This window comes from Chromobacterium sp. HL1 (assembly GCF_057418835.1).
The window spans coordinates 920,982-934,775 of sequence record NZ_CP162399.1; the positions used below are offsets into that span (position 1 = coordinate 920,982).

The window sequence follows — 13,794 nt, forward strand, 5'->3', positions numbered from 1 at the left end:
GCGCGGCCGGACGCGCCCCGGCTGGCGAGCCCGGATGTCGGCGGCGGCCGCTTTCCGGTATGCTTGCCGTTTTGCCGTTTCAATACGCTGAACCGAACTATGCACATCCATATCCTGGGCATTTGCGGCACCTTCATGGGGGGCATCGCCGCTATCGCCAAACAGGCCGGTCACAAGGTCACCGGCTGCGACGCCAATGTTTACCCGCCGATGAGCACCCAGCTGGAAGCCATGGGCATCGAGCTGATTCAGGGCTTTGGCGCGGAGCAGGCCGATATCGGCGCGGACATCTTCGTGGTGGGCAATGTGGTGACGCGCGGCAAGCCGCTGATGGAGGAAATCCTCAACCGCGGGCTGCCGTATATTTCCGGCCCGCAGTGGCTGGCGGAAAATGTGCTCAAGGACTTATGGGTGCTGGCGGTGGCCGGCACTCACGGCAAGACCACCACCAGCTCGATGCTGGCCTGGATACTGGAGGACGCCGGCCTGGCGCCGGGTTTCCTAATCGGCGGCATTCCGCAGAACTTCGGCGTGTCGGCGCGCCTGCCCGGCGCGCCGCGCCAGGACGTGGCCAGCGTCAGCCCCTTCTTTGTGATCGAGGCCGACGAATACGATACTGCCTTCTTCGACAAGCGCTCCAAATTCGTTCATTACCGGCCGCGCACCGCGGTGCTGAACAATCTGGAGTTCGACCACGCCGACATCTTCGCCGACCTGGCGGCGATAGAAACCCAGTTTCATCACCTGGTGCGCACGGTGCCGGGCCAGGGCCTGATCGTCAGCAACGGCCGCGAGGCCAGCCTGGATCGGGTGCTGGAGCGCGGCTGCTGGACGCCGGTGGAGCGCTTCGGCGCGGACGCCGGCTGGCAGCTGGGCGCGGCGGAGGCTAACGGCCACTTCGACGTGCTGCTCGACGGCCGGCTTCAGGGCCGGGTGCGCTGGGATCTGATGGGCGAACACAACCGTCTGAACGCGCTGGCGGCGATCGCCGCCGCCCGCCATGTCGGCGTGGCGGTGAGCAGCGCCATCGATGCGCTGTCGCGCTTCCAGAACGTCAAGCGGCGTATGGAAGTGCGCGGCGTGGCGGCCGGCGTCACGGTGTACGACGACTTCGCCCATCATCCCACCGCCATCGCCACCACCCTGGCCGGCTTGCGTCACAAGGTGGGCGGCGAGCGCATCCTGGCCGTGCTGGAGCCGCGCTCCAACACCATGAAGCTGGGCACGATGAAGGCGGCGCTGCCGGCCTCTCTGGCCGACGCCGATCTGGTGTTCTGCTCCGCCGCCAATCTGGGCTGGAATCCCGGCGAGGCGTTGGCCGAGCTGGGCGAGCGCGCGCAGACCTTCAACGATTTCGACGCGCTGCTGCGAGCGGTGGCCGCCGCGGCCCGCCCCGGCGACCATGTGCTGGTGATGAGCAACGGCGGTTTCGGCGGCATTCACCAGAAGCTGCTGGAGCAACTGGCCGCGCGCGGCTGAGGCGGGGCGCGGGCAAGAAAAAAGGGGGCCGCTTGGCCCCCTTTGACTTGTCTGAACGAGCTTTTAGCCGCGCAGCTTGGCGGCAATGCCGGCCACGCGCTGGCCGTAGGCCTTGGCGGTGTCCAGGTCGCCTTGCGGGATTTCGTCGACGCTGGCGTCGGACGGGGATTGCACCAGCAGGCCCACCGAGCCGCCCAGGTTGTTGATGTCCTCGCGGCTGGCGTTCTTGGCGTTGCTGGGCAGCAGGCCCAGGCTGACCCACAGACCGCCGTGCTGGGACGCCAGGGTTTGCAGATAGATCAGCGAAACCTGCTTGTCGCCGTTCAGGCTGGCGCTATTGGTAAAGCCGCCGAACACCTTGTCCTGCCAGCCGCGGGTGAACCAGACCTTGGAACTGGCGTCGGCGAATTTCTTGAACTGCCAGCTCGGGCTGCCCATATAGGTGGGCGAGCCGAAGATGATGGCGTCGGCGCTGTTCAGCAGATCCCAGGCGCCGGCGGGCAGATTGCCCTCGGCGTCGATGGCCAGCAACTGCGCACTGGCGCCGGCGGCGACATGCTGGGCCACTTGCTGGGTGTGACCGTAACCGGAGTGATAAACGACGACGACTTTTGCCATGAGGGGCCTTTCATATTGCCGTGAATGAAGAAAGGCCTGCCGCGCGGCAGGCCTTTGCCCAGTATTGGCGATGATGAAGAATTGAAAAAGTGCCGCCGTATGAATTAATTATTTAGCTGAATTAAACAATCCCATCGGCTTGCTGCGTTGCGGGCCCTGCGTCCGAAGAGCGGTGTTTTACTGCGCAGAACACATAAAAACGCCCACGGTCGTGGGCGTTTTCCCGGCGTGAACGGCGGCGGTTTAGTGGAACTGCTCTTCCTCGGTGGAACCGGTCAGCGCGGTGACGCTGGACTGGCCGCCCTGGATCACGGTGGTGACGTCGTCGAAGTAGCCGGTGCCCACTTCCTGCTGATGGGACACGAAGGTGTAGCCGCGTTCGCGAGCGGCGAACTCCGGCTCCTGCACTTTCTCGACATAGGCGGACATGCCGCGGGCAACGTAATCTTGCGCCAGGTCGTACATGTTGTACCACATATTGTGGATGCCGGCCAAAGTGATGAACTGGTACTTATAGCCCATCGCGCCCAGCTCGCGCTGGAATTTGGCGATGGTGGCGTCGTCCAGATTCTTCTTCCAGTTGAAGGACGGCGAGCAGTTGTAGGCCAGCAGCTTGCCCGGATGCTTGGCGTGCACCGCTTCGGCGAACTTGCGCGCGAACTCCAGATCCGGAGTGCCGGTCTCGCACCAGACCAGATCGGCGTAGTCGGCGTAGGCGATGGCGCGGCTGATCGCCTGCTCCAGACCCTTCTTGGTCTTGTAGAAGCCTTCGGCGGTGCGCTCGCCGGTCAGGAAGGGGCGGTCGCGCTCGTCGCAATCGCTGGTCAAGAGATCGGCGGCTTCGGCGTCGGTGCGGGCGATCACCAGGGTGGGCACGCCGTAGACGTCGGCGGCCAGGCGCGCGGCGATCAGCTTCTGCACCGCTTCCTGGGTCGGCACCAGCACCTTGCCGCCCATGTGGCCGCATTTCTTCACCGAGGCTAGCTGGTCCTCGAAGTGCACGCCGCCGGCGCCGGCGCGTATCATCGCCTTCATCAGCTCATAGGCGTTCAGCACGCCGCCGAAACCGGCTTCGGCGTCCGCCACGATGGGGGCGAAGTAGTCGATGAAGCCGGCGTCGCCCTGGGCCACGCCCTTGGAATGCTGGATTTCGTCGGCGCGGGTGAAGGCGTTGTTGATGCGTTCCACCACCTTGGGCACCGAGTCAACCGGATACAGCGACTGGTCCGGATACATTGCGGAGTATTCATTGTTGTCTGCGGCCACTTGCCAGCCGGACAGATAGATGGCCTTGACGCCGGCCTTGACCTGCTGCATGGCCTGACCGCCGGTCAGCGCGCCCAGACAGTTGATGTACGGCTCGCTGTGGAGCAGGCCCCACAGCTTGTCCGCGCCGTTGCGCGCCAAGGAGTACTCAATCTGCAACGAGCCGCGCAGGCGCTCCACATCGGCGGCGCTGTAGCCGCGCTTGATGCCTTTCCAGCGGGGATTCTCGTTCCAGTCTTTCTGGATGGCTGCAATGCGTTGTTCGCGAGTCGTCATGCTAAAACCCTTCTCGATACGTTTCTGTGCGCGCCGGCAGACGCCGGCGTCCTCATTAAGCGATCTGGCTATCCGGTTTTCCGGATTTTCTTGCGGTCGGCCCTCATGGGGCCGGCTCGGCATGTCCGCCGTGTCAGCCTTGGGGATAGCGGCTGTTCGGGCGGAGCACTTGCGGGTGTGGCTCAATTATTAGCACAAATAAAAACGCTTGTGTGCAGTGCAGCACAAAGAAAATGTTTGATTTTCAAAAGCTAACAGCAACTTTCCTAAAACGAATATTGCGACTCGCTCAAGCGTTTGCTTTTAGAAAATAAAAGTCCGCAAACGCACATCGGGGTTTGGGACGCCTAGGATGACGGTCTGAAGCCGTTCAGTCGTTCTCAGGGCTTGAATTCCGCGACGAAGCCCCTACCTTGAGTCGGGACTATTCGTACCGCTGAATCCAAATCCGAGGAATCGCCATGCAGGACAAGCAAAACATCGCGGCAGACGCCGTGGACAATGACAATATCGACGCGACGGTGGCGGAGCAGGCCGTAGAGCAAGAGCTGAGCGCGGAGCAACGCATCGCCGCGCTGGACGCGGAAGTGGCCGAACTGAAGGACGCGCTGCTGCGCGCCCGCGCCGATCTGGAAAACCAGCGCCGCCGCGGGCAGGAAGACGTGGCCGCCGCGCACAAATACGCAATCTCCAAGTTCGCCGGCGAGCTGGTGTCGGTGAAGGACTATCTGGAAATGGCGCTGCTGGACCAGAGCGGTCAGATCGACACCCTGAAGATGGGCGTGGACATGACGCTGAAGCAATTGGTGTCCGCCTTCGACAAGGCGCAGATCAAGGACATCGCTCCCCAGGCCGGCGACAAGCTGGACCCGCATCAGCATCAGGCGATGAGCGCAGAAGAGGCCGACGCCGAACCCAACACCATCGTGCGCGTGATGCAAAAAGGCTACCAGATCTCCGATCGCGTACTGCGTCCGGCCATGGTTGTGGTCGCCAAGGCAAAAGCATAAAAAAGGGCGGCGTGCTCCTCTTGAAATAATGGGCATAGCCAATACCTATTGAGACAACAGGCGGTCGCTATCGAACAAATGGCCGCTGAAACGAATTGAGATAAAGGAACTTCGACATGGGTAAAATCATTGGCATCGACTTGGGCACCACCAACTCCTGCGTATCGGTCGTGGAGGGCGGCGCGCCCAAAGTGATCGAGAACGCCGAAGGCGCTCGCACCACTCCGTCCATCATCGCCTATATGGACGATGGCGAAATCCTGGTCGGCGCGCCGGCCAAACGCCAGGCGGTGACCAACCCGCGCAACACCATTTACGCCGCCAAGCGCCTGATCGGCCGCCGCTTCGAAGACAAGGAAGTGCAGAAAGACATCGACCTGATGCCTTTCGAAATCCTGAAAGCCAAGAACGGCGACGCCTGGGTCAAAGTGCGCGACCAGGAACTGGCTCCGCCGCAACTCTCCGCCGAAGTGCTGCGCAAGATGAAGAAGGCCGCGGAAGACTATCTGGGCGAGGAAGTGACCGAGGCGGTGATCACCGTGCCGGCCTACTTCAACGACAGCCAGCGTCAGGCCACCAAGGACGCCGGCCGCATCGCCGGTCTGGAAGTGAAGCGCATCATCAACGAACCGACCGCCGCGGCGCTGGCTTTCGGCCTGTCCAAGCAGGAAGGCGACCGCAAGATCGCGGTGTACGACCTAGGCGGCGGCACTTTCGACGTGTCCATCATTGAAATCGCCGACGTGGACGGCGAGCACCAGTTCGAAGTGCTGTCGACCAACGGCGACACCTTCCTGGGCGGCGAAGACTTCGACCAGCGCGTGATCGACTACATCGTGACCGAGTTCAAGCGCGAACAGGGCGTGGACCTGAAGAACGACGTGATGGCGCTGCAGCGTCTGAAGGAAGCGGCGGAAAAGGCCAAGATCGAGCTGTCCAGCGCGACTCAGACCGAAGTGAACCTGCCCTACATCACCATGGACGCCACCGGCCCGAAACACTTGGCGATGAAGATCACCCGCGCCAAGTTCGAAAGCCTGGTGGAAGACCTGGTCGAGCGCTCCATCGAGCCGTGCCGCGTGGCGCTGAAGGATGCCGGCCTGTCGGTCAACGAGATCTCCGACGTGATCCTGGTCGGCGGCCAGACCCGCATGCCCAAGGTGCAGGAAAAAGTTAAGGAATTCTTCGGCAAGGAGCCGCGCAAGGACGTGAACCCGGACGAAGCCGTGGCCGTGGGTGCCGCGATCCAGGGTTCGGTGCTGTCCGGCGACCGCAAGGACGTGCTGCTCTTGGACGTGACCCCGCTGTCGCTGGGCATTGAAACCCTGGGCGGCGTGATGACCAAGCTGATCCAGAAGAACACCACCATCCCGACCAAGGCGTCGCAGGTGTTCTCCACCGCCGACGACAACCAGACCGCGGTAACCATCCACGTGCTGCAGGGCGAACGCGAGAAGGCTTCCGCCAACAAGAGCCTGGGCCAGTTCAATCTGGGCGACATTCCGCCGGCGCCGCGCGGCATTCCGCAGATCGAAGTGGAATTCAACATCGACGCCAACGGCATTCTGCACGTGTCGGCCAAGGACAAGGCTTCCGGCAAGCAGGCCAACATCACCATCCAGGCTTCCTCGGGCTTGTCCGAAGCCGAGATCCAGCAAATGGTGAAGGACGCCGAGGCCAACGCTGAGGAAGACAAGAAGCTACACGAGCTGGTGACCGCCCGCAACCAGGCGGAAGGCCTGATCCACAGCGTGAAGAAATCGCTGGCCGAGCACGGCGACAAGATCGACGCCGCCGAGAAGGCCAAGATCGAAGACGCGGTGAAGGCGGCCGAGGAAGTGGCCAAGAGCGAAGACAAGGCCGAGATCGAAGCCAAGACCGAAGAACTGGCCAAGGCCAGCCAGAAACTGGGCGAAATCATGTACGCCCAGGCTCAGCAGGCTGAAGCCGGCGCCCAGCAGGGCGGCGCGGACGCTCAGGCCGGCAAGCAGGAAGACGGCAACGTCGTCGACGCCGAGTTCGAAGAAGTGAAGAAAGACAAGGCTTAATCGCCAGCCGATGTCTTGACGCCTGATGACCGGGCCGGGCCCGCCGGAGTGTTCCGCGGCCCGGACCGGTCATTGGCGTATGGTGGCCGGCCGCGCTAGGGGGCTTGCTTCCCGAGCCGACTGAATTTGAGAGAGACAGGAACATGTCCAAGAAAGATTACTACGATGTGTTGGGCGTCAACCGCGACGCCTCCGACGACGACATCAAAAAGGCTTACCGCAAGCTGGCGATGAAGTATCACCCGGACCGTAATCCGGACAGCAAGGAAGCGGAAGAGAAGTTCAAAGAGGTCAAGGAAGCCTACGAGATTCTGTCCGACAGCCAGAAGCGGGGTGCTTACGACCAGTTCGGCCATGCCGGCGTGGATCCGCAGGCCGGCGCCGGCGGCGGCGCGGGCTTTGGTGGTTTCGGCGACTTCGCCGACATTTTCAGCGATATCTTCGGCGGTGGCCGCTCCGGCGGCGGAGGCGGGCGTTCCAACGTCTATCGCGGCGCGGACCTGCGCTACAACATGGAAATCTCGCTGGAAGAGGCGGCCCGCGGCTGCGAGAAGCAGATCCGCATCCCTTCGCACGAAGAATGCGAAGTCTGCCACGGCAGCGGCGCCAAGCCCGGCACCCAGCCCAAGACCTGCTCCACCTGCGGCGGCCACGGCCAGGTGAGGATGAGCCAGGGCTTCTTCTCCATTCAGCAGACTTGCCCCACCTGCCACGGCACCGGCAAGCAGATTACCGATCCCTGCACCAGCTGCCACGGCGCGGGCCAGAAAAAGACCAACAAAACGCTGAACGTGAAGATTCCGCCCGGCGTGGACGAGGGCGACCGCATCCGTCTGTCCGGCGAAGGCGAGCCGGGCCAGAACGGCGGACCGTCCGGCGACCTTTACGTGGTCACCCACATCAAGCCGCACGCGGTGTTCCAGCGCGACGGCATGGACCTGCATTGCGAGATGCCGATCTCCTTCTCCACCGCGGCGCTGGGCGGCGAAGTGGAAATCCCGACGCTGGACGGCATGGCCAAGGTCAAGATCGCGGGGGAAACCCAGAGCGGGCGCGTCTACCGCTTGCGCGGCAAGGGCGTGAAAGCGGTGCGCGGCACCGATTACGGCGATCTGCATTGCCATGTGGTGGTGGAAACCCCGGTCAAGCTGACCGAACGTCAGAAAGAGCTGCTGCGCGAATTCGACGCCATCAGCCAGGGCGACGTGGCCACTCACAATCCGCGCTCCAAGTCCTTCATGGACAAGTTGAAGGATTTCTTCGGTTAAGACGTCTCTCAGCGGCCCTCGCGGTCGCGGACGACAAAACGGCAAGCACGCGCTTGCCGTTTTTTTGTTGGAACATAAATATTTTTTGTGGTCAACTATTTTTGAGTAACTTGTTGTAATGAGCGATTTTTTAAAATGAATTATCTGGAGGGTTCCGGTATCCGGCCTTATCTTGGTGGGGCTCCGGAACCCCGCTCCGGAGCGAAAACATAAAAATTATCCGGGCCACCCTGCATCAGCGCGGTGAGCTTGGCTTCGCTCAAAGGAGAATGTCATGGAAGATTTGGTCAACGCCGTCAACGGCGTCATCTGGAGCCCGGCGCTGATTTACCTGTGTCTGGGCGTGGGTCTTTACTTGTCCGTGCGTACGCGTTTCCTGCAATTGCGCCACTTCCGGGAAATGCTGCGCCTGATGTTCAATACCGAGAGCAGCGCCAGCGGCGTGTCCTCGTTCCAGGCGCTGGCGATGACGCTGGCCGGCCGCGTCGGCACCGGCAATATCGCCGGCGTCGCCACCGCGATCACTTTCGGCGGCCCGGGCGCCATCTTCTGGATGTGGATGGTGGCCTTCCTCGGCGCCAGTTCGGCCTTCGTCGAATCGACGCTGGGCCAGGTCTACAAGGAAAAGATCGACGGCCAGTATCGCGGCGGACCGGCTTTCTACATCGAGAAGGGTCTGGGCTTGAAGTGGTACGCCTGGCTGTTCGCCATCACCACCATCGTCGCCACCGGCGTGTTGTTGCCGGGCGTGCAGGCCAATTCCATCGCCGCCTCGCTGAACACCGCCTTCGGCATCGCGCCCACCGTCACCGCGGCGGTGCTGGCCATCATTCTGGGCTTCATCATCTTCGGCGGGGTCAAGCGCATCGCGCTGTTCGCCGGCGCGGTGGTGCCCTTCATGGCCTTGGGCTACATCATCGTGGCCTGCGTAATCATCGCCTTGAACATCGAGCAGCTGCCCGGCGTGATGGCGCTGGTGCTGAAAAGCGCGTTTGGCATGGAGGCCGGTTTCGGCGCCATTCTCGGCCTGGCCATCCAGTGGGGGGTGAAGCGCGGCGTGTATTCCAATGAAGCCGGTCAGGGCACCGGCCCGCACGCCTCCAGCGCCGCGGCGGTGTCGCATCCGGCCAAACAGGGCCTGGTGCAAGCCTTTTCGGTCTATATCGACACCTTGTTCGTTTGCTCCGCCACCGCCTTCATGCTGCTGATCACCGGCCAATACAATGTGCAGGGTCCGGAAGGCCAGGCCATGTACACCGGCATCGCCGGCGTGGCGGCGGGGCCGGGTTATGTGCAGATCGCGATGGAAAGCATCATGCCGGGCTTCGGCTCCATCTTCGTGGCGCTGGCGCTGTTCTTTTTCGCCTTCACCACCATCGTCGCCTACTACTACATCGCCGAAACCAATATCGCCTACATCAACCGCAAGATTCAGCTGCCCTGGCTGAGCTTTGTGCTGAAGATCGCCTTGATGGCGGCAACGGTGTACGGCACGGTCAAGACCGCGGATCTGGCCTGGGGTCTGGGCGATATCGGCGTCGGCCTGATGGCCTGGCTCAACATCATCGCCATCGTCTTGATGCAAAAACCGGCGCTGGCCTGCCTGCGGGACTATGAGGTGCAGAAAGCGCGCGGCCTGGACCCGGTGTTCCATCCGGAAGCGCTGGGCATCGTCAACGCCGCCTACTGGGAAGGACGGCGCGCGGAGGACAATCTGGCTGCGGAATTGGCGGCGCAGGCCGGCAAGGCCGCGGAGGAAGGCGAGCTGGCGCCGCGTAAGCGCTGAGCTCAGGAGAACGCGGACGGCGGCGGTTTCCGGCGCTGTCCGCAAAGCCGGCGTGCAAAATCCAGAACACTCTGTTTTGCCGGCCGGCATCCGCTGCGGGTCGGCGGCAACAGGCGTACAATGGCCGGGCTAATCCTTCTAATGGAATTGTCATGATTTTCGCCAATCGCTATTTTCCCGCCACCCGCATGCGCCGCATGCGCAAAGATGAATTCTCCCGCCGCCTGATGCGTGAAAACGTGCTGACCGCCAACGATCTGATCTATCCGGTATTCGTGATGGAAGGGCAGAACCGGGTGGTGGAAGTGCCGTCGATGCCGGGCGCGCCGCGCCAAACGCTGGACAAGCTGCTATACACCGCCGAACAGGCGCTGGAACTGGGCATCCCGATGCTGTCGCTGTTCCCGGTGATCGAATCGGGCAAGGACAATAGCGCGCAAGAGGCCTACAACCCCGAAGGCCTGGTGCCGACCGTGGTGCGCGAATTGAAGAAACGCTTCCCCGAGCTGGGCGTGATGACTGACGGCGCGCTGGACCCGTACACCATTCACGGCCAGGACGGGGTGATGGACGAGAGCGGCTACGTGCTCAACGACGAAACCACCGAAATCCTGATCAAGCAAGGCCTCTGTCATGCGGAGGCCGGCGTGGACATGTTCGGTCCGTCCGACATGATGGACGGACGCATCGGCGCGATCCGCGAGGCTTTCGAGGAGGAGGGCTTCATCCACACCAAGATTCTGGCGTATTCGGCCAAGTACGCGTCCGGCTTCTACGGCCCCTTCCGCGACGCTTTGGGTTCGTCCGGCAATCTGGGCAAGGCCGACAAGAACAACTACCAGATGGACCCGGCCAATCTGGACGAAGCGATCCAGGAAGTGGCGCAGGATCTGGAAGAGGGCGCCGACGCGGTGATGATCAAGCCGGGCATGCCCTATCTGGACGTGATCCGTCGAGTGAAAGACACGTTCCGGGTGCCGACCTTCGCCTATCAGGTGTCCGGCGAGTACGCGATGTTGAAGGCGGCCTTCCAGAACGGCTGGCTGAACGAGGAAAAGTGCATGCTGGAAAGCCTGATCGCGTTCAAGCGCGCCGGAGCGGACGGCATCCTGACCTATTTCGCGCTGGACGCGGCGCGTTTGCTGCGCCAACGCTGAGCGCAGGCGGACAAGCCATCGCGCCCCGGCTCAGGCCGGGGCGTTTTGCATGGGAGCGGACATGGATTTGATGCATTCCACCCTGTTCTGGATTCTCATCGCCGCCGCGCCGGCGGCGACGGCGCTGGGCATCCTGATCCGGCTGTCCCGGCGTGAGCCGCCGCCGGATCTGCCGCCCGGGGTCAAGCCCTTGGGCTGGGACGACGAAGACGAGGAAGACGACGACAAGGCGCCGCCGGCGGCGGGCGGCTAGTCGAAGCGCCAGCTGGCCATGGACAGATTGCCCATGCGCCAGTCGTCGTGCAGCTTGAGCGCGGGCGCGCCCGGCGTGCCAGCGCCCAGCGCCACCCACAGCGGGGCGATGTGTTCGTCGCTGGGATGGTTGTGGCGCGGATAGGGCGCTTGCTGCAGCCAGTCGGCCAGCGTGTCCCGGGCGTCGTTCAGCAACTGCTGGTCCAGCCAATCGCGGAAGGCCAGCGCCCACGGCGCCGGCGCAGAGCCTTCCGGGGCCAGCGCGCGCAGATTGTGGGTGTAGCTGCCGGAGGCGATGATCAGGACGCCTTCGTCGCGCAGCGGGCGCAGCGCCTCGCCTATGCGCATCAGTTCAGCGGCCGGCGCCTGATGCGGCAGCGACAGATTGACGATGGGGATATCCGCCTGCGGGTACATCAGCATCAGCGGCGTCCAGGCGCCGTGATCCAGTCCGCGTTGTTCGGTGCTTTGCGCCGGCAGTCCGGCGGCGGCGAACAATTCGTGCAGGCGCGCGCAGAGCTGCGCATCGGTGCGGGCCGGGTAATTCAACTGGTACAGGGCCTCGGGAAAGCCGTAGAAGTCGTGGATGGTTTCCGGATTTGGCTTGTGGTTGACCACCAGGCCGCGGGTTTCCCAGTGCGCGGAAACGATGACGATGGCGCGCGGGCGCGGCAACTCCGTTCCCAGCTGGGCGATGAAATGGCGGCTTGGGCTGTCTTCCAGCACCAGGGTGGGGGCGCCGTGCGAGATGAACAGCGCAGGTAGGCGAGCAGTCATGGCTGAAGCTTTCATTCAAGTGATGGCTTCAGCTTAAGCCACGGCGATTCTCTGATAAACCGCAGTTTATTGGCTTTATTGTTTACTCGTTGGAAACAATTTGGCGATGCGGCGGCTCGTCTTGCAAAGGGACGGCCTACTCCGGTTTTAACTCAATCCGCCAAGCAGGATGGCACAGCCGGCAATGAAGATGAGGACGCCCATGATGCGCCGCCAGTTACGCTTGCTCTGCCCGTCGCTCAATGGCTGCCGTTTCAACCTTCTCAGCTGTTGTCGATACATGGTCATTTGACGCTCCTATAATTGAATGATAATCATTCTTGTTTGAATGTCAAAATAAACGCTCGCTCAGGAGTGGCCGCTGTGGCGGAAGGCTTGAAACGGGAGCGTTGAAGCCGGGGGCCGGAGCGGAGGAGAAAGGCGGAATCCTTCGCTCCGCCAGGGGGCCGTAAGGCGGTATCAGGGCTTTGTTGGTCGCTCTATTGCAGCCAGGCGAAGCCGGCCCATACTTCCAGCCAGAGCGCTTGCCAGTCGAATGCTTTCATTGCGATCTCTCTTGCTAAGGTATGCGGAGTATCGCTCAAGGCTTTGTATTTGTTAAATTGATTGTTTTTGCTTGCTGCTTAGCTGATTGCTATGAGGCTTGCGAACGGAGAGATGAAGAGCCGCCCCCGCAAGCGTGAAGCGCTTGCGGGGGCGGGAAGGCTCTGCGAGCCGGTCCAAGTCTCGCTCGTCAGAGCGAGACTTGGCCTTGCGGTCAAAGAGTTGGGCGGCGCACGCTGCATGCGAGCATCGAACCCTCTCTTAGTCCCAGGGCACTTCCGCCGAGTTTTCGTCGACGACGGCGGGTTGCTTGTCCTGCGCCGGGGCGACAGCCGCCGGGCTGGGCGCTTCTTCCAGGCCGCCCAGCGCGGCGACCAGCGCGTCCACCAGTTCGCCCAGTTCTTCGCTCATCAAGGTGAAGGTGGCTTCGAACAGGCTTTCGCGGTCATCACCGGCCTGGCTGGCTTCGTCTTGCAGCAGGTCCAGGAACTGCAGCCGCTTCAGCTGCAGCATATCGGTCAGCTGGAAGCGGATCTTTTCCTGCCAGATCAGGCCAACCCGGGTCACTTGCTTGCCGGTGGCGATGTGCTGGCGGATCTCGTCCGCGGTCAGGTCGATGCGCGCGCAACGCACTACCGCGCCGTTTTCGCCGCTGTCCTTGAGCTCGCAATCGGAATCCAGCTCAAAGCCGGCCGGCGCCTCGCCTGCCGCCAGCCAGTCCGTCATCGCGGTGTGCGGGGCGATCTTGGTGCGCGGCAGCGCGGCGGGGAAGGGCGGCAGTGCTTCGCGCAGCTTGGAGACCAGCGCTTCCGCCTTGCTGGCGGCTGCCGAGTCCACCATCAGCCAACCGCGGCGGGTGTCCAGATAGGCGCTCATCCGGCTGCTGCGCACGAAGGCGCGCGGGAGCAGGTCGTCGGTGATCTGCTCTTTCAGGGCCAGCTTTTCCTTGCGGCCCACCTTGCGCAACTCCTTGTCTTCTATCTCGGCGACTTTCAAATCGACGAAGTCGCGGATCACCGAGGAGGGCAGCACTTTGTCCTCGCGGCGCAAAGACACCATCTGGCAGCCGCGCACAGCGTAGACCGGCGCCTCCAGGTGGCCGGCGGCGGGCACCCAGCCCTCGCTGAACCAGTCCAGTCCCATGCAATGCTGGAATGGACGCTTTTCCAGCGCGGCGGAAAGCTGTTCGTTGTTAGGGGCGTCGTCTTGATTCAAACGGTAAAAAGATAGTTGCCTAAACCACATATTTGTTCCATAATGCGCGTCCTCTGATGCCACAGATTGTACCGCAGCCAAGACAGCAGCGGGGTGGTT

The 13,794-nt window shown here is 62.6% G+C and carries 12 protein-coding genes; 7 read left to right on the forward strand and 5 right to left on the reverse strand.

The features are described from left to right. Positions 1 to 99 precede the first annotated feature (99 nt). On the forward strand, positions 100 to 1,479 hold the full coding sequence (gene mpl / locus AB1Z25_RS04230) for a UDP-N-acetylmuramate:L-alanyl-gamma-D-glutamyl-meso-diaminopimelate ligase (protein ID WP_486636625.1): 1,380 nt from the start codon (positions 100 to 102) through the stop codon (positions 1,477 to 1,479). A 63-nt stretch (positions 1,480 to 1,542) separates the two neighbouring features. Here the strand turns inward: mpl and AB1Z25_RS04235 are convergent, their stop codons facing one another. After that, complete coding sequence (locus AB1Z25_RS04235; protein WP_107798306.1) at positions 1,543 to 2,097, reverse strand: flavodoxin family protein; 555 nt, start codon at positions 2,095 to 2,097, stop codon at positions 1,543 to 1,545. Positions 2,098 to 2,340: 243 nt separating this feature from the next. Beyond that, positions 2,341 to 3,639: an isocitrate lyase gene (gene aceA / locus AB1Z25_RS04240; protein ID WP_019101049.1), complete on the reverse strand. Its 1,299-nt coding sequence runs from the start codon at positions 3,637 to 3,639 to the stop codon at positions 2,341 to 2,343. A 461-nt stretch (positions 3,640 to 4,100) separates the two neighbouring features. Between aceA and grpE the strand changes: the two genes are divergently transcribed. From grpE to AB1Z25_RS04270, 6 genes are all read left to right on the forward strand, one after another. Beyond that, the gene (gene grpE / locus AB1Z25_RS04245) at positions 4,101 to 4,649 is read left to right on the forward strand and encodes a nucleotide exchange factor GrpE (protein WP_107798307.1); all 549 of its coding nucleotides are present in this window, start codon (positions 4,101 to 4,103) and stop codon (positions 4,647 to 4,649) included. Positions 4,650 to 4,765: 116 nt separating this feature from the next. Continuing rightward, positions 4,766 to 6,697: a molecular chaperone DnaK gene (gene dnaK / locus AB1Z25_RS04250; protein ID WP_107798308.1), complete on the forward strand. Its 1,932-nt coding sequence runs from the start codon at positions 4,766 to 4,768 to the stop codon at positions 6,695 to 6,697. 143 nt (positions 6,698 to 6,840) lie between these two features. Then, positions 6,841 to 7,965: a molecular chaperone DnaJ gene (gene dnaJ, locus AB1Z25_RS04255; RefSeq protein WP_486636626.1), complete on the forward strand. Its 1,125-nt coding sequence runs from the start codon at positions 6,841 to 6,843 to the stop codon at positions 7,963 to 7,965. Positions 7,966 to 8,239: 274 nt separating this feature from the next. Next, positions 8,240 to 9,751 (forward strand): alanine/glycine:cation symporter family protein, encoded by a 1,512-nt coding sequence (locus AB1Z25_RS04260; RefSeq protein WP_227107141.1) that lies wholly within the window; start codon positions 8,240 to 8,242, stop codon positions 9,749 to 9,751. Positions 9,752 to 9,903: 152 nt separating this feature from the next. Next, on the forward strand, positions 9,904 to 10,908 hold the full coding sequence (gene hemB, locus AB1Z25_RS04265) for a porphobilinogen synthase (RefSeq protein WP_107798311.1): 1,005 nt from the start codon (positions 9,904 to 9,906) through the stop codon (positions 10,906 to 10,908). A 61-nt stretch (positions 10,909 to 10,969) separates the two neighbouring features. After that, positions 10,970 to 11,161 (forward strand): hypothetical protein, encoded by a 192-nt coding sequence (locus AB1Z25_RS04270; protein WP_107798312.1) that lies wholly within the window; start codon positions 10,970 to 10,972, stop codon positions 11,159 to 11,161. Here AB1Z25_RS04270 and AB1Z25_RS04275 read toward each other — a convergent pair. The 3 genes from AB1Z25_RS04275 to AB1Z25_RS04285 all read right to left on the reverse strand — a co-directional run bounded on the left by AB1Z25_RS04275 (position 11,158) and on the right by AB1Z25_RS04285 (position 13,725). After that, positions 11,158 to 11,937: a DODA-type extradiol aromatic ring-opening family dioxygenase gene (locus AB1Z25_RS04275; protein WP_227107143.1), complete on the reverse strand. Its 780-nt coding sequence runs from the start codon at positions 11,935 to 11,937 to the stop codon at positions 11,158 to 11,160. The genes AB1Z25_RS04270 and AB1Z25_RS04275 overlap by 4 nt on opposite strands. A gap of 147 nt (positions 11,938 to 12,084) precedes the next feature. Then, positions 12,085 to 12,225 carry a hypothetical protein gene (locus AB1Z25_RS04280; RefSeq protein WP_486636627.1) on the reverse strand — a complete coding sequence of 47 codons (141 nt, stop codon included), beginning with the start codon at positions 12,223 to 12,225 and terminating at the stop codon, positions 12,085 to 12,087. A gap of 516 nt (positions 12,226 to 12,741) precedes the next feature. Then, positions 12,742 to 13,725 (reverse strand): recombination-associated protein RdgC, encoded by a 984-nt coding sequence (locus AB1Z25_RS04285; protein WP_227107145.1) that lies wholly within the window; start codon positions 13,723 to 13,725, stop codon positions 12,742 to 12,744. Positions 13,726 to 13,794 lie beyond the last annotated feature (69 nt).